At 74.2% G+C, this 21,174-nt stretch carries 11 protein-coding genes and 2 pseudogenes; 2 read left to right on the forward strand and 11 right to left on the reverse strand.

Annotation, left to right across the window (positions count from 1 at the left end):
* A pseudogene (locus IF30_RS0128830) lies at positions 1-115 on the forward strand (ATP-binding protein); the annotation flags it as partial.
* A 156-nt stretch (positions 116-271) separates the two neighbouring features.
* Here the strand turns inward: IF30_RS0128830 and cimA are convergent.
* The 4 genes and pseudogenes from cimA to IF30_RS0128855 form a co-directional block, all read right to left on the reverse strand.
* A complete protein-coding gene (gene cimA / locus IF30_RS0128840; protein WP_030243896.1) occupies positions 272-1,891 on the reverse strand; it encodes a citramalate synthase in 1,620 nt (539 codons plus the stop codon).
* A gap of 474 nt (positions 1,892-2,365) precedes the next feature.
* Positions 2,366-3,478, reverse strand: a complete 1,113-nt coding sequence (locus IF30_RS0128845; RefSeq protein ID WP_030243898.1) for a branched-chain amino acid aminotransferase — start codon at positions 3,476-3,478, stop codon at positions 2,366-2,368.
* Positions 3,479-3,725: 247 nt separating this feature from the next.
* Positions 3,726-4,763, reverse strand: a complete 1,038-nt coding sequence (locus IF30_RS0128850; protein WP_030243900.1) for a 3-isopropylmalate dehydrogenase — start codon at positions 4,761-4,763, stop codon at positions 3,726-3,728.
* A gap of 104 nt (positions 4,764-4,867) precedes the next feature.
* A pseudogene (locus IF30_RS0128855) lies at positions 4,868-5,140 on the reverse strand (Uma2 family endonuclease); the annotation flags it as partial.
* 174 nt (positions 5,141-5,314) lie between these two features.
* On the opposite strand from IF30_RS0128855, the gene IF30_RS0128860 reads away from it, so the two are divergent.
* On the forward strand, positions 5,315-7,891 hold the full coding sequence (locus IF30_RS0128860) for a YfhO family protein (RefSeq protein WP_158835543.1): 2,577 nt from the start codon (positions 5,315-5,317) through the stop codon (positions 7,889-7,891).
* 60 nt (positions 7,892-7,951) lie between these two features.
* Here IF30_RS0128860 and IF30_RS50370 read toward each other — a convergent pair whose 3' ends face one another.
* The 7 genes from IF30_RS50370 to IF30_RS0128895 form a co-directional block, all read right to left on the reverse strand.
* Positions 7,952-11,293, reverse strand: coding sequence for a S8 family serine peptidase (locus IF30_RS50370; RefSeq protein WP_051711447.1), 3,342 nt, complete (start codon positions 11,291-11,293; stop codon positions 7,952-7,954).
* A gap of 315 nt (positions 11,294-11,608) precedes the next feature.
* A complete protein-coding gene (locus tag IF30_RS48130) occupies positions 11,609-11,770 on the reverse strand; it encodes a hypothetical protein (RefSeq protein ID WP_158835546.1) in 162 nt (53 codons plus the stop codon).
* Between the two features lie 329 nt (positions 11,771-12,099).
* Positions 12,100-13,680 (reverse strand): phosphoglycerate dehydrogenase, encoded by a 1,581-nt coding sequence (gene serA / locus IF30_RS0128875; protein ID WP_030243907.1) that lies wholly within the window; start codon positions 13,678-13,680, stop codon positions 12,100-12,102.
* A 246-nt stretch (positions 13,681-13,926) separates the two neighbouring features.
* Positions 13,927-14,925 (reverse strand): ketol-acid reductoisomerase, encoded by a 999-nt coding sequence (gene ilvC, locus IF30_RS0128880; protein WP_030243908.1) that lies wholly within the window; start codon positions 14,923-14,925, stop codon positions 13,927-13,929.
* A 115-nt stretch (positions 14,926-15,040) separates the two neighbouring features.
* A complete protein-coding gene (ilvN, locus tag IF30_RS0128885) occupies positions 15,041-15,565 on the reverse strand; it encodes an acetolactate synthase small subunit (RefSeq protein WP_030057405.1) in 525 nt (174 codons plus the stop codon).
* An 85-nt stretch (positions 15,566-15,650) separates the two neighbouring features.
* The gene (locus IF30_RS0128890) at positions 15,651-17,504 is read right to left on the reverse strand and encodes an acetolactate synthase large subunit (protein ID WP_030243910.1); all 1,854 of its coding nucleotides are present in this window, start codon (positions 17,502-17,504) and stop codon (positions 15,651-15,653) included.
* Between the two features lie 329 nt (positions 17,505-17,833).
* Positions 17,834-20,752, reverse strand: a complete 2,919-nt coding sequence (locus IF30_RS0128895) for a putative bifunctional diguanylate cyclase/phosphodiesterase (RefSeq protein WP_051711455.1) — start codon at positions 20,750-20,752, stop codon at positions 17,834-17,836.
* Between the last annotated feature and the right edge of the window lie 422 nt (positions 20,753-21,174).

The following is a 21,174-nucleotide window of genomic DNA, read 5'->3' on the forward strand; positions in this document are numbered from 1 at the left end:
CCTCCAACTCGGCGCCGACACCCCCGTCATCACCCTCGACGCCCGCCGCCGCGACAGCGCCAAGAGCGCCCTCATCACCCTCGTCGAACACGCCCTGCTGGCGCGACTGCGATGACCGCGCGGCCCCGCGGCCCACGGGACCTGGTACGAAGTCCGGTGGGCCGCGGGCGGGTCGGGCTGGTCGGGCTGGTCGGGCTGGTCGGGCTGGTCGGGCTGACCAGGCTCTGAGGCGCCCGGCGCTGACCCCAGTGAGGGAGCGGGTTCCGGCCGGCTACTCGGTGGGCTCCAGCCCGGCGCGGAGCAGCCCGTAGGTGTACGCGTCCTCCAGGGCCAGCCAGGAGGCGGCGACCACGTTGTCGGCCACGCCCACGGTGAACCAGGTGGTGCTGCCGTCGGTGGACTCGATCAGCACCCGGGTCTTGGAACCGGTGCCGTGCTGGCCCTCCAGGATGCGCACCTTGTAGTCCACCAGCTCGAACGTGGCCAGCGGCGGGTAGATCCCCTCCAGCGCGGTGCGCAGCGCCTGGTCCAGCGCGTTCACCGGGCCGTTGCCCTCGCCCACCGCGATCCGGCGCTCGCCCTTGGCCCACAGCTTGACGGTCGCCTCGTTGCCGGAGACGCCGTGCGGGCCCTGCTCGCTGATGGTCCGCCAGGACTCCAGCGTGTAGAAGCGGTCCCGGCTGCCGCGCACCTCGTCGCGCAGCAACAGCTCGAACGAGGCGTCGGCGGACTCGTAGGTGTAGCCGAGGTTCTCCTGCTCCTTCACCTTGGCCACCACCCGCCCGGCCAGGTCCCGGTCGGTGGAGAGGTCGTAGCCCAGTTCCTTGCCCTTGAGCTCGACCGAGGCCCGGCCGGCCATGTCGGAGACCAGCATCCGCATGGTGTTGCCGACCCGCTCCGGGTCGATGTGCTGGTACAGGTCCGGGTCGACCTTGATCGCGGAGGCGTGCAGTCCCGCCTTGTGGGCGAAGGCCGAGTAGCCGACGTACGGCTGGTGGGTGGAGGGGGTCAGGTTGACCAGCTCGGCGATCGCGTGCGAGATCCGGGTCATCTCCGCCAGCCGGCCCTCGGGCAGGACCCGGCGGTCGTACTTGATCTCCAGCGCGCCGACCACCGGGAACAGGTTGGCGTTGCCGACCCGCTCGCCGTAGCCGTTGGCGGTGCACTGCACGTGGGTCGCGCCGGCGTCCACCGCGGCCAGGGTGTTGGCGACCGCGCAGCCGGTGTCGTCCTGGGCGTGGATGCCGAGCCGGGCGCCGGGCTGGTAGGCGTCGCAGTGGCCGAGCACGTCGGCGACGATCTCCCGGACGTCGGCGGGCAGCATCCCGCCGTTGGTGTCGCAGAGCACCACCACGTCCGCCCCGGCCTGGTGCGCGGTGCGGACCACCGCGAGGGCGTACTCGCGGTTGGCCCGGTAGCCGTCGAAGAAGTGCTCGCAGTCGATGAACACCCGGCGGCCGCGGGAGCGCAGGAACTCGACGCTGTCCCGGACCATCTCCAGGTTCTCGTCCAGCGTGGTGCGCAGCGCCAGCTCCACGTGCCGGTCGTGCGACTTGGCAACCAGGGTGACGACGGGGGCGCCGGAGTTGACGAGAGCGGCCAGCTGCGGGTCGTCCGCGGCCCTGCCGCCGGGCCTGCGGGTGGCGCCGAAGGCGACCAGCTGGGCGTTGGCCAGCTCCAGCTCGGCGGCGGCGCGGGCGAAGAACTCGGTGTCGCGCGGGTTCGCCCCGGGCCAGCCGCCCTCGATGAAGCCGACCCCGAAGTCGTCCAGGTGCCGGGCGATGGCCAGCTTGTCCGCCACCGTCAGGTTGATGCCCTCACGCTGGGCGCCGTCGCGCAGCGTGGTGTCGAACACGTGGAAACTGTCGTCGGTACGGCTGACCTCGGTCATGACCCCTGGTTCTCCGTTCGGGGAGGTTCGTACTGCTCTGGCCGGGTTCCGGTCCGGCTCCACTTCCAGGATCGCGCGCGCGGCCCGGTGTCCCCGAGCCCTTCGTGGGGGCTCCCGGCCGGTCCGGGGTGTGCTCGATGGGGCGGTGCCCAAAAAGCGAAAAGACCCCTCGCGGGTGCGAGAGGTCTGCGCGCGGGTCTGGACGCTGGTGGTCGCTCCGCGTCGGGCCTTGCGGAAGCGGTCACTGCGGACCGGCGCGCCTGCTGCTAATCATCAGCGAAAGCGAGGACACGTCGGCAGTCTGGCACAGGCCCCGGGTTCCGGCCCGCCCGTCTCGCGATGCGGAACGGGCGGGCCGGGGGCGGTCCCGGGGGTCGGCCGGCGCGCGGGCCGGTCGGAGTGCAGGCCGGCCGGAGCGCGGGCGGGCCGGAGTGCGGCGGGCCAGAGTCGCGGGCGGGCCGGAGCGCGGGCCGATCAGACGATCTTGTGCAGCCAGTTGTGGGTGTCGGGGCTCTGGCCGCCCTGGATCGACAGCAGCGCCTTGCGCAGCTCCATGGTGACCGGGCCCGGCTCGCCGGTGCCGACCGTCCAGTCGGCGGCGGCGGACTTCACCGAGCCGACCGGGGTGATCACGGCGGCGGTGCCGCAGGCGAAGACCTCGGTGAGGGTGCCGTCGGCGTTGGCCTGCTGCCACTCGTCGGTGGAGATCCTCCGCTCCTCGACGGCGTAGCCGAGGTCGGTGGCGAGCTGGAGCAGCGAGTCACGGGTGATGCCGGGCAGCAGCGCCCCGGACAGCTCCGGGGTGACGATCCGCGCGTCCTTGCCCTCGCCGAAGACGAAGTACAGGTTCATGCCGCCCATCTCCTCGACCCACCGGTGCTCGGCGGCGTCGAGCCAGACCACCTGGTCGCAGCCCTTCTCGGCGGCCTGGGCCTGGGCGACCAGCGAGGCCGCGTAGTTGCCCGCGCACTTGGCGGCGCCGGTGCCGCCGGGCGCGGCCCGGACGTACTCCTTGGACAGCCAGACCGAGACCGGCTTGATGCCGCCCTGGAAGTAGGCGCCGGCCGGCGAGGCGATGATCATGAAGAGGTACGAGTTGGCCGGGCGGACACCCAGGCCGACCTCGGTGGCGAACATGAACGGGCGCAGGTAGAGGCTCTGCTCCGGCTCGTTCGGAACCCACCCCTGCTCCTGCTGGACCAGCAGCTCGACGGCCTCGACGAAGGTCTCGACGGGCAGCTCCGGCATCGCCAGGCGGCGGGCGGAGGCCTGGAAGCGGGCGGCGTTGGCCTCCGGGCGGAAGGTGGCGATGGAGCCGTCGGCCTGGCGGTAGGCCTTCAGGCCCTCGAAGATCGCCTGGCCGTAGTGCAGCGTCATGTTCGCCGGGTCGATCTCCAGCGGCGCGTACGGGGCGAGCTGGGCGTCGTGCCAGCCCACGCCCTCGGTCCAGCGGATGGTGACCATGTGGTCGGTGAAGACCCGGCCGAAGCCGGGGTTGGCCAGCCGGGCCTCCCGCTCCGCTGCGGGCAGCGGGTGGGCGGAGGGCTTGAGGTCGAACGTGATGGGCGCCTGGGTGGGCGTGCTCATGGCTGTTTCCTTCACCGTGGGGTTGGTCCGGGCCGCCACCGCCGGCGTCACGCTCCGGCGATCGAACGCCGGGATGAACGCACAGCGGCACGGCCCACTGTCGATACTCGCATCCAGAGGGCCGTGCCGAACAGCTGTCCGCTCCTTTGGGAGCTGCAAGCTGCGGTTATGCGGTCCGGCCCACCTGGCCGGAAACCTTGTCGGGTCCGGCCTGTCCGGCCGGAACCCCGCTGTCGGATCCGGCCCGCTACCCGGATACTCGACCGGCGAGCGCGTCGCCGACCTGGGAGGTGCTGCGGGTGCCGGAGCGCTCGGTCAGGTCCGCCGCGACGGCGGCCTCGACCTTGGCGGCCTCGGCGGCGAAGCCGAGGTGCTCCAGCAGCATGGCGACCGACAGCACGGTGGCGGTCGGGTCGGCCTTGCCCTGGCCGGCGATGTCCGGCGCCGAACCGTGCACCGGCTCGAACATGGACGGGAACTCGCCGCTCGGGTTGATGTTGCCGCTCGCGGCCAGGCCGATCCCGCCGGTGACGGCGGCGGCGAGGTCGGTCAGGATGTCGCCGAACAGGTTGTCGGTGACGATGACGTCGAAGCGCTCGGGCTGGGTGACGAAGAAGATGGTCGCCGCGTCGACGTGCAGGTAGTCGGTGGTGACCTCGGGGAACTCCTTGCCGACCTCGGTGAAGATCCGCGTCCACAGGTGCCCGGCGTGCACCAGCACGTTGTTCTTGTGCACCAGGGTGAGCTTCTTGCGCGGCCGCGCCTGGGCCCGGCGGTACGCGTCGCGCACCACGCGCTCGATGCCGTACGCCGTGTTCAGGCTGACCTCGGTGGCCACCTCGTGCGGCGTCCCGGTGCGCAGCGAGCCGCCGTTGCCGACGTACGGGCCCTCGGTGCCCTCGCGGACGACCACGAAGTCGATGTCCGGCTCGCCCGCCAGCGGGGACTTCACGCCGGGGAAGAGGCGGCCCGGACGCAGGTTGATGTGGTGGTCGAAGGCGAACCGCAGCTTGAGCAGCAGCCCGCGCTCCAGCACCCCCGACGGCACGCGCGGGTCGCCGATGGCGCCCAGCAGGATCGCGTCGTGCGACTTCAGCTCCGCCAGCACGTCGTCCGGCAGCGTCTCCCCCGTCCGGTGGTAGCGCCGGGCCCCGAGGTCGTACTCGGTGGTCTCCAGCTTCACGTCGGAGGGAAGCACGGCGCCGAGGACCTTGAGGCCTTCGGCCACCACTTCCTGGCCGATGCCGTCACCCGGGACAACTGCGAGACGAATGGTGCGAGACATGCTCGGACCCTACTCCGCCGTCCCAGGGGCTGACACCTGACGTCCACCATGCGGACGGCCAGGGCGGGGACCGGTCAGATCCGCTCGGGTCCGGTCAGGTCAGGTCAGGCCAGGTCGATCTCGACCGGGAACGGCCGGTCGGCCGTCAACTGCTTGTGGTAGCTGCCGGTCAGGCCATAGGCCCTGGTGGCGGGGTCCAGTTCGTGCACGTATGCGACCGGGCGGCCCTCGTCATCGCTCTCCACTCGCCAGAAGTGCGGGATGCCGGCCGCAGCGTACTTCCGGGGCTTGGTGTCGCGATCCCGCTCCTGCGACTCCCGCGATACCACCTCCACGGCCGGCAGCACGTCCCCCGCCTCGCACATCGTCCGCCGGGGTACGGATCGATGCTCATGGTTCCTTCCGTACGGGCCTCCTGACGGCGCTCTCAGGCCACTCGGCGGAGCCTTCTCGCACGCCACTCCTTCGAGGGGGCGCGGGTGATCAGAGCTGCGCCGGGGGCGCGCTTAGGGTGGCGAGGTTCGGGGTCACCGGCAGAACGGGGCGCGTGGGTGAGGGGCGAGCGACGGCGGGAGGCGCTGGTCTGCGGGGGCGCGGCCGGGCTGGCGATGGGCGGGTACGCGCTGGCGGCCGGGCTGCGCGGGCAGTGGGCCGCCGGGGCGGACGCGGTCGCCGTCCCGTACCACGCCCACCTGTGGGACCTGCTGCACGGGCAGGCCGCCGGGGACCTGCTGTTCGACTGGAACAGCGGGTACGGCGTCCCGTTCCTGGCGGACTTCTTCGCCTACCTGATGAACCCGTTCTCCTGGGCCGCCGCGCTCCTCCCCCGCGACCGCGGCGAACTCGCCGTCGTCCTGGTCACCCTCGCCACCATCGGCCTCGGCACCGCCCTGATGGCCCGGCTGCTCGGCCGCCTCCACCCCGGCCCGCGCCGGCTGCGGGCGCTCGCCGCCGTCGGGTACGGGCTGTGCGCCTGGGTGCTGGACGTCGGCGGCGCCGCGCCGATGTGGCTCTGGGGCCTGGTGTCGCTGCCGCTGCTCGGCCTCGTGGCCGACTGGTGCCTGCACGAGCGGCGCTGGGTGGCCGGCTCGCTGTGCGTCGCCGTCGCCTGGGCCGGCAACCTGTACACCGCCGCCCTGGCCACCCTGATCGCCGGACTCCTGTTCGCCGTGCGGCTGTTCGCCGCCCGGCGGCCGCTGCGCCTCCGGGTCCGGGCCACCGGGAGGGCCGTCACCGCGGTGGCCGCCGGGGTGCTGCTGGCCTCGCCGGTGCTGTTCGTCGCGGTCCGGGCCGCGCGGGGAGCCCAGCCGGAGTCGCCGGTGCAGCCGCTCGGCCCGTCCGGCGTCGGCGGCCACCTCGCCCAGTTGCTGCCCGCCACGCACGGCGGGCCGGCGCTGCCGGACGTGGCGATCGGCCTGTTCGGGCTGCTGCTGGTGTGCGGGCTGCCGTTCAACCGGCGGGTCCGGGCCCGGGAGCGGGCGGTGTGGTGCGCGGCGCTGGTGCTGGTGGTGCTCGTCTTCGTCTGGACGCCGACCGTCCTGGTCTGGCACGGCCTGGCGATCCCGGCGGGCGGCCCGTACCGGGTGGCGTTCGTGCTCAGCGGGCTGCTGGTGCTGGCCGGCTGGGTGTCGCTGGCGCACCGGCCGGACGCCGTCACGCTGCTGGGCGGCGCCGCCGTCGTCGCGGTGATCGCCGCCGTGGCGGCGAGCCGGCACTCGGTGCGCCCCGCCACCTGGGTGCTGCTGACCGTCGGCGGCGCCGTCCTGCTCACCGCGCTGTGGATCCTGGACCGCCGGCACCCCGACCGGCGGGCGAACGCCCTCGCGACCTGGGTGATCGGCGCCGCGGTGCTCGGCAACGCCGTCTGGTCCGGGTACGCGGCGCTCGGCGCGGCGCCCTCCGACGGCGCCCCCTCGGCGGCCGTGCGGGCCGGCCACGCGGCGGTCCGCGAGGCCGACGACTGGCCGCGCGGCCGCAGCGACCCCGGCCCGCACGCCTTCACCCCCAACGACCCGCTGCTGCTGAACGGCCAGGGCGGCGGCTACTTCAGCAGCTACCTGCCGACCGTCACCGCCCTGCTGCTGCACGACCTCGGCGCGGGCTGGACGGCCGGCGGCCGGCAGACCGCGAGCGTCGCCGACCTGGTCGGGCAGGCCCTGTTCGGCGTGCACGCGCACCTGGCGGACGGTCCGCCGCCGGACGGCTTCACGCCCGGCCGGGCCGCCGCACCGCCGCTGGTCACCGTGCTGCCGCCGGACGCTCACCCGGACACCACCTCGGTCTGGTCCCGGCAGGAGTCGCTGCTCGGCAGCCAGGTGTACGACGCCCCGCTGCCCGTCCCGGCCGGCGGCCCCGCGCCCACCCTGCACGGCACGAGCGGCTGGTCGGTGCCGCCCGGCGGGGAGGGCACCGTCCTCACCGCCGCGTGCACGCCCGGCTCGACGGCGTACTTCCACGGCGTCTGGTACCACGGCACGGTCAGCGGTCTCGGCACCGGCTACCGCAGCGACGGCGAGCAGCCCACCACGGCGGTGGCGGTCCACCGGCTGGGCACCGTCCCGGCGGACGGCGTGGTCCGGGTGACGCTGCGGTCCGACACGGTGAGCCAGGTACCCGCGCGCCCGATCGGCTGCCTGCGGGCCGGCGCCCTGGACACCGCCGTCGCCCGGCTCACCGCCACCGGCGCCACCCGCGTCGAGGCCGGCGGGCACAGCCTGGCCGCGACCCTCCCGGCGGGCTCCTCCGGTACGGCCCTGCTCTCGGTCTCCGCCGCCGAGGGCTGGACCTGCGCCGTCGACGGCGGCCGGTACACCGCTCCCACCCCGGTGCTGGGCATGATCGGCGTGCCGCTCGGCCCGGGGGCCTCCCGCGTCGCCTGCGTCTTCCGGCCGCCCGGCCTCACCGAAGGGCTGACCGTCGCCTCCGCGACGGCCGCCGCCCTCGTCCTGGTCGCCGGGTTCGCCTTCCTCCACCGCCGCCGCCCCGCCCACACGCCCCGCCGCGAGCGCCGCCGGTCCGCCGCCGGACGCCCGGCCGACGGCCCGGACGGGCACCCCGGTGACGGCCCGGACGGACGCCCCGCGGACGGCCCGGACGGGCACCCCGGCGGGGCTTCCGGCCGGGCGTAGCGGAACGCGAAGGGCGGCCCGCGGTGGTCGCCGGGCCGCCCTCGTCCACGCTGCCGGGGGTCAGGGCAGGGTCAGCACCTGGGCCCGCCGCCCGCCCGGGTTGAGGTGGTGCACCAGCAGCAGCTTGGTGGCGTCACCTGCGGCACGGTGCACGGCGAGGACGTCGCCGGGGCCGACCGGGGCCAGCACCGCCGGGGGGCCGGTGGGGCCGGCCTGGGCGGCGACGGCCGGGTGCAGGACGTCCAGCGGGACGGCCGGGCGGGTGCCGCGCAGGCCGATGGCGGAGAAGGCCTCGGCCGCGTCCGGGGTGCCTGGGGCGGGGGTGCCGGTCCAGACGCCGTAGTGCACGGTGCTGTGCCCGGGCCCGACGCCGGGCAGGGCGCTCAGCCGGACGGGCAGGACGAGCACGTCGCTGTCCAGCAGCGCGGTGTCGGTGTCACCCCAGCGGGCGTTCAACGGCTGGACGTCGAGTTCGTCCCCGGTCCGGGCGTCGACGGCGCGGGAGACCAGGACGTCGCTGCCGCGCAGCCGGTCGGCCTTGAGGAAGACGTCGGTGGTGCCGTCCCCGTCGGTGTCCAGCGAGACCCGCACGCCGTACAGCCCGACCGGGCTCGCGGCGGGCGCCCACAGCTGCGCGCCCACGTACAGCAGGTCGGAGTCGACGGCCGCGCCGACCGCCCGCAGGTCGGCGGACCGCTCACCGGGGTGCTCGACGCAGACGTCCTGCGCCGGGTCGCCGCCCTCCCCCGCGTCCTCGGGCCGGATGCCCGCGCCCGGCCCGACGGCGGCGCCGCTGCCGACCGGGCAGTCGGCCCAGCGGGCGCCTTCGCCGCCGAGGGCGAGGGCGGTGACCAGTCCGGGTGTCGCGCCGGGCGCGGCGCTGCCGCCGAGCGTGACGAGCGTGCCGTCCCGCGCGGTCCGGACGGAGGCCGTCGCCGCGAGGTCGCTCGCCGGCCGGGGGGCCGCGAACACCGGGACGCGCAGTTGCGGCAGGGTGTCGTCCGCGGCCGGGGTGAGCAGCACCCGCCCGGAGAGTTCGCCCCGGTAGCTGCGCGCCTTGCCGCCCTGCAGGGTGTCGATGGTCGGGTCGGGCGCGCGCCCCAGCTGCCCGGGGACGGACAGCGTCACCCGGACCCGGGCGGCGCCGCCCGCGGGGACGTCGACCCGGGCCGGGGAGACCGCGAACGCGGCGCCGGGCAGTTCGGTGGCCGCCGCGTAGCCGGTGCGGTAGCTCAGCGGCGCGTCGGAGTGGTTGCGGACCTCGATGTCCCGTCCGAGCGAGGTCGGCCCGCCGACCTCGACCGGCCCGAAGGAGACCCCGACGGCGCCTTCCTCGGCGCCGTCCCCCGCCGCGTAGGCGACGGCGGGCGTGCGGACGGCCAGGTCGACCCGGACCCGCCCGGCCCCGGTGCGCTCGGGCCCGTAGACCGGGCCGCCGTGGTCGTCGCCGAGGTGGGTGTCCGCGGTGGTGTTCATCAGTGCGGCCTTGAGCTGCTCGACCGGCCAGTCCGGGTGCGCGGCGCGGACCAGCGCGGCGAGCCCGGCGACGTGCGGGGTGGCCATCGAGGTGCCGCTCTCGCGCTGGCCGCCGGCGCCGCTGCCGACCAGGGCGGACCAGATGCTCTCGCCGGGGGCGGCGAGGTCGGGTTTGACGACCCCGGGCACGCCGAGGCCGCGGGAGGTGAAGTCGGTGAGGGTGTCGGCCCGGGCCGGCTGGTCCTGTGCGACGGAGCCGTGCAGCGGGTTGCCGGGTGCGGCGAGCCGGACCCGCACCGGCCCGGCGGCCGCGGCCCGGCGCAGCCGCTCGCCGTCGGCGCGGGCCAGCAGCGCGGCCGGGATCCGGTCGTCGCCCGCGATCTCGGCGAGGTGGTCGGTGTCGGCGGCGTAGAGCGCGCCGATCGCGCCGGCGTCGGCGGCGTGGTCGGCGCGCGGGCCGGAGTTGCAGGGCCGGTCGGCCTCGGCGGTCTTCCAGGCGAGCACGGCGATCCGGCCGGCCAGTCGCTGCCGGTCGGCGTCGCTGAAGGCGGTGCAGCCGTCCGACTGGTCGGCGGGCAGGGCGAGTTCGCCGGTGACGTCGGCGGTGGACCAGCCCTGGTAGCGCTCGCTCCAGTGTGCCGGGACGACCCCGGCGAGGTCGGCGGGGGCGAGGACGGTGAGGCCGTCCACGTCGGCGTGCCCGTGGACGGAGGCGGCGACGGTGATCGCCCGGGCGGCGGTGCCTGGGCTGCCGCCGATGCCGTACACGTCGCCGTCGTTGCCCGCGGCCGCGACCACGACGGTGCCCAGCGCGGCGAGCCGGTCGACGGCCAGCGCGTCGGTGTCGTCGGTGCTGCCGAAGCGGCTGCCGAGCGAGAGGTTGACGACGTCGAGCCGGTCGGCGAGGTCGCCGTCGCCGTTCGGGTCGGCGGCCAGGTCGAGGGCCTGGGCGAGCCGGTCAGTGGAGCCGTCGCAGCCGAACACCCGGATCGCGTACAGCTGGGCGCCGGGGGCCGCGCCGGGGCCGACCTTGAAGGCGGCCGGGTCAAGCCCGGGCCCGTACGGGCCGGTGTACGGGCGGCCGTCGGCGGTGACGCCGTACCCGGCGGCGGTGCCGGCGACGTGCGTGCCGTGGCCGTTGCGCACACAGTCGAGCGGGTTGTCGCCGGGGTGCGGCACGGGCTGGTGGTGCGGGGAGGCCGGGTCCGGGTCGTAGTCGTCACCGACCAGGTCCTTGCCGCCGACGACCTTGGCGTTGGGGAACAGGGCGGGCGGTGCCGGCTTGCCGCGCTCGACCGAGCGGAAGGCCTCCTCGGTGCCGGGGCCGCCGAAGTCGGCGTGGGTGTAGTCGATGCCGCTGTCGATGATCCCGATCCGCACGCCCTTCCCGGTGTTGCCGCCGGGCGCGGAGCCGCCGGCCCAGACCTGCGGGGCGCCGGTCAGCGGGACGGAGTGGGCGTTGTCCCGCCGCTTGTCGACGATCGGGTGGACGGCCCGGACGCCGGGCAGGGCCCGCAGGGCGGGCAGTCGGTCGGCGGGTGCGCTGACGGCGAGGCCGGTGAGCAGGGTCTGGGTGCGGTAGAGCTCGCGGGCGGCGGGGGCCGCCCGCCGGACGGCGCCGGCGAGCCGGTCGAGCGCGTCCCCGGTCCGGGCCCGCTGGGCGGCGCCGGCCCGGGCGGCCTCCCGGCGGACGGTCTCCGGGGAGCGCTCGGCGCGCCGGGCGCTGTCGGCGGCGCGCTGCCAGGCGGGGCCGGCCGCCTCGGTGGTGAGTTCGAGCAGGACGGAGGCCGTTCGGCCGGCTCCGGGCGCCGGGGCGGACGGCGCCCCTGCGGCGGACGGCCCGGCGGCGAGGGCGACGCTCCCGGCCAGCAGGGCCAGGGTGAGGCCGATCCGGGCGATGGGTCGGCGGACGGGTGGCAGGCGCACTGGGCCCTTTCCCCCGGCAGGGGGGACTGATCCGCACTCCGTGTCGCTGGCGCCCGCCCGCGCGGCCGCCGATCACCCTTCCGGGGGCCCCAAATTAGGATGATCGCGACAGCGGGGGCGAGCAACTTCCCTCGAACGGAACGCGGTTGCACTCTACGGAGTGACGTACCGTCAGCCCGTTCGGAGCAGTAGCCCGATGAACGCCACCCGCGGCGCCGCTCAGCGGCGGCCGCCCGCCAATGGTCGTTCAGCGCCGACTGTTCAGCGCCGACCGTTCAGCGGTGGCCGTTCAGCGGCGACCGCCCAGCGGCGGCCTCAGCGGTGGCCGGTCACGCCGCCGTTGTCCCGGCGGTCCAGCGCGCGCTGGAGGGCGGCGGCCGCGAAGGGGGGCCGCTCGGCGGCCCGGCGGCGGCGCGGGGCGCGGACGGGGGCGGCGGAGGGGGTGGCAGTGGCGTGGCGGTCGGCGGTGGAGGGCATACCGGGCTCCTTGGAAGCGGGCTGCGGAGCAGCGCGGGAGGGAGAAGGAGGTGCCGTGCGCGGCGCGCCCCGAGGGGGCCGGCTGTGCGCGGCGGGGTACGCGCTGGGCAGGGGTCGCCTGCCCGTGACGGCGCACGCGCACACGGGCCGCGCGCCCTGGCTACAGGGGCGGCTCACCGTATGGCCCTTCCACGGTACGACCAGGTCGGGACCGTGTCTGCACGAATACTTGGATTTCCTACTATCTGAGACGGGAGCCTCCCCGGTGAACGCAGCGGGGCCCGGACCGCCGTTCGAAACGGCGGTCCGGGCCCCGCGGGGCGTCAGGTTCAGCCCAGGTCGACCGAGCGCGCGAAGCGGGCGCCGATCTCGGCGGCGATCGCCGTCAGCACCTCGCCCGGGATCTCGCTGTCCACGGTGAGGGAGGCCAGGGCGCCGCCGCCGTCGCGGGCGACCTGCATGCCGGCGATGTTGATGCCCGCGTCGCCGAGGTGGCGGCCGAGCACGCCGACCACGCCGGGGCGGTCCTCGTACTTGAAGAAGGCCATGTGGTCGGTGAGCGCCACGTCCACGTCGAAGGCGTCCACGCCGACGATCTTCTGGATCTGCTTGGGGCCGGCCAGCGTGCCGGAGATGGCGATCTCCTCGCCGTTGCCGAGCGTGCCGCGCACGGTGATCACGTTGCGGTGCTCGGGGCTCTCGCTGGAGGTGGTCAGGCGGACCTCGACGCCGCGCTCCTGGGCGAACAGCGGGGCGTTGACGTAGGACACCGTCTCCGCCACGACGTCCTCGAACACGCCCTTCAGGGCCGACAGTTCGAGCACCTTCACGTCGTGCTGGGTGATCTCGCCGCGGACCTCGACATCGAGCCGGACGGCGACCTCGCCGGCCAGCGCGGTGAAGATCCGGCCGAGCTTCTCGGCCAGCGGCAGGCCCGGGCGGACGTCCTCGGCGATCACGCCGCCCTGGACGTTCACGGCGTCCGGCACGAGCTCGCCGGCCAGCGCGAGGCGCACCGACTTCGCCACCGCGATGCCGGCCTTCTCCTGCGCCTCGTCGGTGGAGGCGCCCAGGTGCGGGGTGGCGACCACGTTGTCGAACGCGAACAGCGGGGAGTCGGTGCACGGCTCCTTGGCGTACACGTCGAGGCCGGCGCCGGCCACCCGGCCCTCGCGCAGGGCGCTCGCCAGCGCCTCCTCGTCCACGATGCCGCCGCGGGCGGCGTTCACGATGCGCACGGTCGGCTTGACCTTGTGCAGCGCCTCGTCGCCGATCAGGCCGATGGTCTCGGGGGTCTTCGGGAGGTGGACGGTGATGAAGTCCGAGACCTCCAGCAGCTCCTCCAGGGTGACCAGCTTGACGCCCATCTGCGCGGCGCGGGCAGCCTGGATGTAGGGGTCGTACGCGACGATCTTCATCCCGAACGCGGACATCCGCTGGGCGACCAGCACGCCGATCCGGCCGAGGCCGACGACGCCGAGGGTCTTCTCGCTCAGTTCGACGCCGGTGTACTTGTTGCGCTTCCACTCGCCCTGCTTGAGCGCGGCGTTGGCCGGCGCGATGTTGCGGGCGACGGAGATCAGCAGGCCGCAGGCGAGTTCGGCGGCGGTGACGATGTTGGAGGTCGGTGCGTTGACGACCATCACGCCGGCCTTGGTGGCGGCGGCCACGTCGACGTTGTCCAGGCCGACGCCGGCCCGGGCGACCACCTTGAGCTTGCGGGCGACGGCCAGCGCCTCGGCGTCGACCTTGGTGGCGGAGCGGATCAGGATCGCGTCGACGTCGGCGATCGCGGTCAGCAGTTCGTTGCGGTCGGCGCCGTTGCAGTGGCGGATCTCGAAGTCGGGGCCGAGGGCGTCGACGGTGGCGGGCGACAGCTCTTCGGCGATCAGTACGACGCCGGCTTTCACAGTGGTCGCAGTGCTCACGACAGTGTTGTCCTTAACTGTCCGGTTCCCCCGGCACGTGGGTGGCGTGGAAGGGAGGGGGAAGGTGGCATGCCGCGTAGGTAGACGCACGACGCTGTGGGCCTGACGCGCACTCGGAAGTGTATCGACGGGCTGGGTGCCAGGCTGCTCCCGTCCGGCGAAATCACCCGGACGAGAGCAGCCTACTTGTACAAGGGAGTTACGGTGCCGAGTCGGCGGGGAAGGCGGTCAGGCCTTCTCGTTGACCCAGCTCATCAGCGAGCGCAGCTTCTTGCCGGTGGTCTCCAGCAGGTGGTCCTCGTCGGCCTTCTTGTACTCGTTGTACTTGGGCAGGCCGGCCTTGTACTCGGCGATCCAGGTGTTGGCGAAGGTGCCGTCCTGGATCTCGGCGAGGACCTTCTTCATCTCGGCCTTGGTGGCGTCGGTGATGATCCGCGGGCCGGTGACGTAGTCGCCCCACTCGGCGGTCTCGGAGACCGACCAGCGCATCTTCTCCAGGCCGCCCTCGTACATCAGGTCGACGATGAGCTTCAGCTCGTGCAGGCACTCGAAGTAGGCGATCTCCGGCTGGTAGCCGGCCTCGACCAGGGTCTCGAACCCGGCCTTCACCAGGGCGGCGGTGCCACCGCAGAGGACGGCCTGCTCGCCGAACAGGTCGGTCTCGGTCTCCTCGGTGAAGGTGGTCTTGATGACGCCGGCCTTGGTGGCGCCCAGGCCCTTGGCGTACGACAGCGCCAGGGCGAAGGCGTTGCCGGTGGCGTCCTGCTCGACGGCGACGATCGCGGGGACGCCGCGGCCCTCCTCGTACTGGCGGCGGACCAGGTGGCCCGGGCCCTTCGGGGCGACCATGCAGACGTCGACGTCCGCCGGGGGCTTGATGAAGCCGAAGCGGATGTTCAGGCCGTGCCCGAAGAACAGGGCGTCGCCGGCCTTCAGGTGCGGGGCGATGTCGGCCTCGTACACGTCGGCCTGGATCGGGTCCGGGACCAGGATCATGATGACGTCGGCCTCGGCCGCCGCCTCGGCCGGGGTGACGACGCGCAGGCCCGCCTCCTCCGCCTTGGCGCGGGACTTGGACTCCGGCTTCAGGCCGACGCGGACGTCGGCGCCGGAGTCGCGCAGGGACAGCGCGTGGGCGTGGCCCTGGCTTCCGTAGCCGATGACCGCGACCTTGCGGCCCTGGATGATGGACAGGTCGGCGTCGTCTTCGTAGAACAGCTCGGCCACGGGGGCACATCTCCTTGCGTGATGGGTGCCGGGTACGCGGTGCCTACCGTATGCGCACCCGGCGGGGGTGTGGGTCTTTGCTTCAGAGGGTGAGACGGTCGTCGTCTCGTGCGGTCTACGCGCTGCGGTCGAGGGCGCGCAGCGACCGGTCCGTGATCGAACGGGCGCCGCGGCCGATGGCGACCAGGCCGGACTGGACCAACTCCTTGATGCCGTACGGCTCCAGCATCCGGAGCATGGCCTCCAGCTTGTCCGAGCTGCCGGTGGCCTCGATGGTCACCGCTTCCGGCGACACGTCGACGGTCTTGGCACGGAACAGCTGGACGATCTCGACGATCTGCGACCGGGTCTCGTTGTCGGCGCGGACCTTCACCAGGACCAGTTCCCGCTGGATCGCAGCGGCCTGGTCGAGTTCGACGATCTTTATCACGTTCACGAGCTTGTTGAGCTGCTTGGTGACCTGTTCCAGCGGGAGGTCCTCGACGTTGACCACGATCGTCATCCGGGACACGTCCGGGTGCTCGGTCGGGCCGACCGCGAGGGAGTCGATGTTGAAGCCCCGACGGGAGAACAGCGAGGCGATGCGGGCGAGCACGCCGGGCTTGTTCTCGACCAGGACGGAGAGGGTGTGCTTGGACATGTGGTTCCTCAGTCGCGCGAGGGGGGCCAGGCGTAGCCGGTCCCGAGCAGGGTGGCGGTGGGCGACGGGCGGGTGGGGGGCGGGGTCACTCCGAGTCGTCCCCGAAGTCGGGGCGCACGCCCTTGGCGAACTGGATCTCGTCGTTGCTGGTCCCGGCGGCGACCATCGGCCAGACCATGGCGTCCTGGTGGACGATGAAGTCGATGACGACGGGGCGGTCGTTGATCGCCATCGCCTGCTGGATGACCGCGTCGAGGTCCTCGGGGCGCTCGCAGCGCAGACCGACGCAGCCCATCGCCTCGGACAGCAGGACGAAGTCGGGGATCCGGGTGCCCTGCGCCGGCGGCTCGATGCCGTCGTGGCCGGGGCCGGAGTGCAGCACGGTGTTGGAGTAGCGCTGGTTGTAGAACAGCGTCTGCCACTGCCGGACCATGCCCAGCGAGCCGTTGTTGATGACCGCGACCTTGATCGGGATGTCGTTCAGGGCGCAGGTGACCAGCTCCTGGTTGGTCATCTGGAAGCAGCCGTCGCCGTCGATGGCCCAGACCGGGGTCTGCGGGCGGCCGGCCTTGGCGCCCATCGCCGCGGGGACGGCGTAGCCCATGGTCCCGGCGCCGCCGGAGTTGAGCCAGGTGCCCGGCTTCTCGAACCGGATGAACTGCGAGCTCCACATCTGGTGCTGGCCCACGCCCGCGGCGTAGATCGCCTCGGGGCCGACCAGCCGGCCGATGCGCTCGATGACCTGCTGCGGCGAGAGACGGCCGTCGGGGGCGGGCTCGTAGCCGAGCGGGTAGGTCCTCTTCCACTCGTCGAGCTTCTCCCACCACTCGGTGTAGTCGCCCTTGTGGCCGGCGTCGAACTCGGCCTGGACGGCGACGATCAGGTCGGCGAGCACCTCGCGGGCGTCGCCGACGATCGGCACGTCCGCCGGGCGGTTCTTGCCGATCTCGGCCGGGTCGATGTCGGCGTGGACGACCTTGGCGTACGGGGCGAAGCCGTCCAGCTTGCCGGTGACCCGGTCGTCGAAGCGGGCGCCGAGGGTGAACAGCAGGTCGGCCTTCTGCAGGGCGGTGACGGCCGGGACGGAGCCGTGCATGCCGGGCATGCCCAGGTGCTGCGGGTGGCTGTCGGGGAAGGCGCCGAGCGCCATCAGGGTGGTGACCACCGGGGCGCCGGTCAGCTCGGCGAGGATCCGCAGTTCGGCGGTGGCCTGCGCCTTGATCACGCCGCCGCCGACGTACAGCACCGGGCGCTTGGCGCCGACCAGCATCTTCGCGGCCTCGCGGATCTGCTTGGCGTGCGGCTTGGTGACCGGGCGGTAGCCGGGCAGTGCGGCCTCGACCGGCCAGCGGAAGGTGGTGGTGGCCTGCAGCGCGTCCTTGGCGATGTCGACCAGGACGGGGCCGGGGCGCCCGGTGGCGGCGATGTGGAAGGCCTCGGCGATCACCCGGGGGATCTCGGCCGGGTCGGTGACCAGGTAGTTGTGCTTGGTGATCGGCATCGTGATGCCGCAGATGTCCGCCTCCTGGAAGGCGTCGGTGCCGATCGCCTTGGAGGAGACCTGGCCGGTGATCGCGACGATCGGCACGGAGTCCATGTAGGCGTCGGCGATCGGGGTGACCAGGTTGGTCGCGCCCGGGCCGGAGGTGGCCATGCAGACCCCGACCCTGCCGGTGGCCTGGGCGTAGCCGGTGGCGGCGTGGCCGGCGCCCTGCTCGTGCCGGACCAGGATGTGGCGCACCTTGGCGGAGTCCATCAGCGGGTCGTACGCGGGAAGGATGGCCCCGCCCGGGATGCCGAAGACGGTGTCCGCGCCGACGGCCTCCAGCGAGCGGATGAGCGACTGGGCGCCGGTCATGGTCTCGACGACGTGCTGGGGAGCGGGAGCGTTGGCGGCCGGGTTGTCCCCGCGGCGGGGGGATGCGGCGTGCTCAGTCATCTGCCTGTCTCTTCTCGGGTTTTGCCGACCCGGTGCTGCGGGCCCCGTGCTGCGAGGGTGGGGTCCCGGTCCGGGCCGATCGCCGGCTCTGCCTCTATCGTCCCGCTCGGTCCGACGGATCGGACGTCCCGGGCGGTCGAGGCCAGGGGTCTTGCGTGGGTGGAACAGCGTCAGTGCAACAAAAAACCCCTCGTGCCCAAGGGCATGCGAGGGGTGGCGCGTCGGTCTGTCACGAGCAGGGCTTGCGAGCCCTGTCAGCCGACGCGCCCGCCAAGTACGAGAATTCGGGTGCGCATGGCAACGACCATCCTCCGGTCCGGGGTGGCGTGTCAAGCAGGTGGGATGACCGTCTCGCCATGCGGACCTCCGCCCGGACCAGTGGCGGCACGGCGTTCGGGCAGGTCAGAGCCGCCGTGGTGACGTACGACACGTCCCGGCGCGGCGTCCGGGCGGCCACTCGTCCGGGTGTCGGGGGCCGGGTGCGCGTGCCGGGCGGCGAACGAGCCGAGCGGCTTGGGCAGCGGGTAGCCGCGGCGGGCCAGCGCCCGGCGCAGCCGGGGTTCGTCCAGCGGCGGGGCGAAGGCGGAGCCCTGGGCCTGTCCGCAGTCGAGTTGCTGCAACGCGGCGACCTGCCGGGGCAGGTCCACCCCCTCGGCGGCGGTGGCCATCCCGAGGTCGTGGCCGAGCCGCAGGGCGTGCCCGGCGAGCGTGCGGGCGAGCGAGGACTCGCCGAGGTCCTGCACCAGCGTGCGGTCCAGCTTGAGGCCGTCGAGGGGCAGCCGGGCGAGGGCGCCGAGCGAGCCTCCGCCGGCGCCGTAGCCGGCCAGCCAGACGCCCACGCCGAGGCGGCGCAACGCGGCCAGTCGGCGGCCGAGTTCGTCGGCGAGCGAGTCCGGCCCCGTCCGGGCGACCTCGATCACCAGCTCGCCGGCCGGCAGCCCGCTGTCGCGCAGCGCGGCGGCCACCGTCTCGTACAGGCCGGGCGAGCAGAGGCGCTCGGCGGAGAGCCGTACGGCCACCGGGACGGGCTCCGGGGCGCCGCGGCCGCGGCCGGTCAGGCCGCGCCGGTCGACGGCCGCGAGGACGGCCTCGCGGACCAGCCAGCGGGAGAACCGGGTGGCCGCGTCGCCGTGTTCGGCGGAGCGCAGGAACTCGGCCGGGGTGAGCAGCAGGCCGCCCGCCGAGCACCAGCGGGGCTGCGCCTGCACGCCGGTCACCGCGCCGGTGGCGAGGTCCACGACGGGCTGGTGGAGCAGGGTGAAGCCGCCCTCCCGGACGGCCAGTCTCAGTCGTTCCTCCAGTTCGGTGCGGCGCTCCAGGTCGGCCCGCATGGCGGGGGTGTAGAGCACCACCCGGCCCTTGCCCTCGGACTTGGCGCGGTACATCGCGAGGTCGGCGTTGCGCATCAGCTCGTCGGCGGCGGTCCTGGGGTCGGCGGCGGGGCCGCGTTCGGGGGTGCCGAAGGCGATGCCGATGCTGGCGGCGACGCTGAGTTCGGCGCCGCCGATCCAGTACGGCGCGGAGAGGGCGACGCGCAGCCGCTCGGCCAGCTCCTGGACCTGCAGGCGGCCGAGCGGTCCGCAGACCAGCGCCGCGAACTCGTCGCCGCCGAACCGGGCGACGGTGTCCCCGGAGCGGACGGCGCCCTGCAGCCGGCGGGCGGCCTGCACCAGCAGTTCGTCGCCGACCTGGTGGCCGGCGCTGTCGTTGACCGCCTTGAAGCCGTCCAGGTCGAGGAAGAGCACCGCGATCCCGGCGCCGGCCGCCGGGCCGGTCCCGCCCTGCTGGCCGCGGGCGCCGAGGGCGCCGCGCAGCCGCTGGGTGAACAGCGCCCGGTTGGGCAGGTCGGTGAGCGGGTCGTGGAAGGCGTTGTGCTGCAACTGGGCCTGGAGCATGACGCGTTCGGTGACGTCGCGGCTGTTCAGCAGCAGGCCGTCGCGGTGCCGGCTGACGGTGGACTCGACGTGCAGCCACTCGCCGCCGCCCGAGCTGATCCGGCACTCCACCCGGGCCGAGGGCTCGGCGGTGCCGGGGACGCGGTGGGCGGTGAGCCGGACCCTGGCCAGGTAGCGGCGGACCTCGGAGAGCACCCGGTCCACGTCCTCGGGGTGGACGAGGTCCAGCAGGTTGCCGCCGACCAGTTCCTCCGGATCCCGGCCGTAGACGCCGAGCGCGGCCGGGGAGACGTAGGACAGCACGCCGTTGGCGCCGGCGATCATGATGACGTCGCTGGAGCCCTGGACGAGGGAGCGGAAGTGCGCCTCCTTGTGGGCGAGTTCCTGGGCCAGCGACAGGTTGTCGAGCAGCATCACGCCCTGCCTGAGGATCAGCGCCAGCCCGACGGTGCAGGCGGCCGCGGCCACCACGCGGTCCAACGCGCGCCCGCCGAGGGCGTTGTAGAGGATGCCGGCGGTGCAGACCGCGGCGGCCGCGTACGGGGTGAGCGCGCTGAAGGTGGTGGCCACCCGGCGGCGCGGCAGGCCCCCGGCCGAGGGGTGTTCGCGCAGCGGGCGGCGCCGGCGCGGCGACCACGGGGCCCAGGCCAGCAGCAGGCTGCCGGAGAACCAGCCGGCGTCCAGCAGTTCGCCGGAGTGGTAGCTGCTGCGCAGCTGCGGGGAGGTGAACAGGGCATCGCACAGCACGGTGACGGCGAGCGCCAGCATGGCGGTGTGCACGGCCGCCCGGTTGCCGTCCCGGCCGCCGAAGCGCAGCCCGACGACCAGGCTGACCAGCAGGATGTCCAGTACCGGATAGCCCAGGTTGAGGGCCAGGCGCAGCGGGGAGCCGTCCTCGCCGGCGGCGATCCGGCCCAGTGCCAGGCTCCAGCTGAGGGTGAACAGCGAGCCGGCGATCAGCCAGCCGTCGAGGAGCAGGCAGAGCCAGCCGGCCGCCGAGCGCGGGCGCTGGGCGAGCACCAGGACGCCGGTGATGGCGAGCGGGGCGAACAGCAGGAAGGCGTACTCGGCGAGCGAGTCCCGCGGCAGCGGGGTGCGCACGACCAGTTCGTACCAGCCCCAGGTGCCGTTGCCGAAGGCGACCATCAGCGAGGAGAGGCCGAACAGCAGCCAGGCCGGGCGGGTGTGGCCGCCGACCGTGCAGCCGTACACCAGGCAGGACAGGGCGGCCGCGAGGGCCGCCGCGGCCAGTCCGAAGTCTCCCATGAAGATGGACAGTTGTCGGGATCCCCAGCCGGTGGCGGCGCCGGTGGCGTAGGCCAGGCAGAGGGCGCCCAGGGCGAGGCCGGGCAGGGCGCGGCTCTCCTGGAGCCGGCCCCACCGGCCGGGGTCGGCGGGCGGGGGCGCGTCGGCGGCGGGCGTGCCGGCGGCGGACGTGTCGGCGGGCGGCGGGCCCGGGCGTCCGGCTCCGGGCAGCACCGTATCGGTGGAGCTCACTCGGCCTCTCCCCCTCCGGCCCGGGGCCTCGCGCCCCGGCCACGGGCCACCGGCCGCGCACCTCTCGGCCGTACGCGGTGGCCTGGTGCCCCGTCAGGACGGCGGCCCAGGGGGTGGGCGGCCTTCCGGCCACCGCACCGCACCGATGCTCCCGAGCTGGACCCTACACCAATTCCGTCACTCAATGACACGCACATTGAACTTAGAGTAATGGCGGAAGGGTGGGGGAATGCCCCCGATTCCGATGGATCGGCCCGGTTGGCGGCGGCGCGCGGGCA

The organism is Streptomyces sp. NRRL S-350, assembly GCF_000719705.1.
In the GTDB taxonomy this organism is placed as follows: domain Bacteria; phylum Actinomycetota; class Actinomycetes; order Streptomycetales; family Streptomycetaceae; genus Kitasatospora.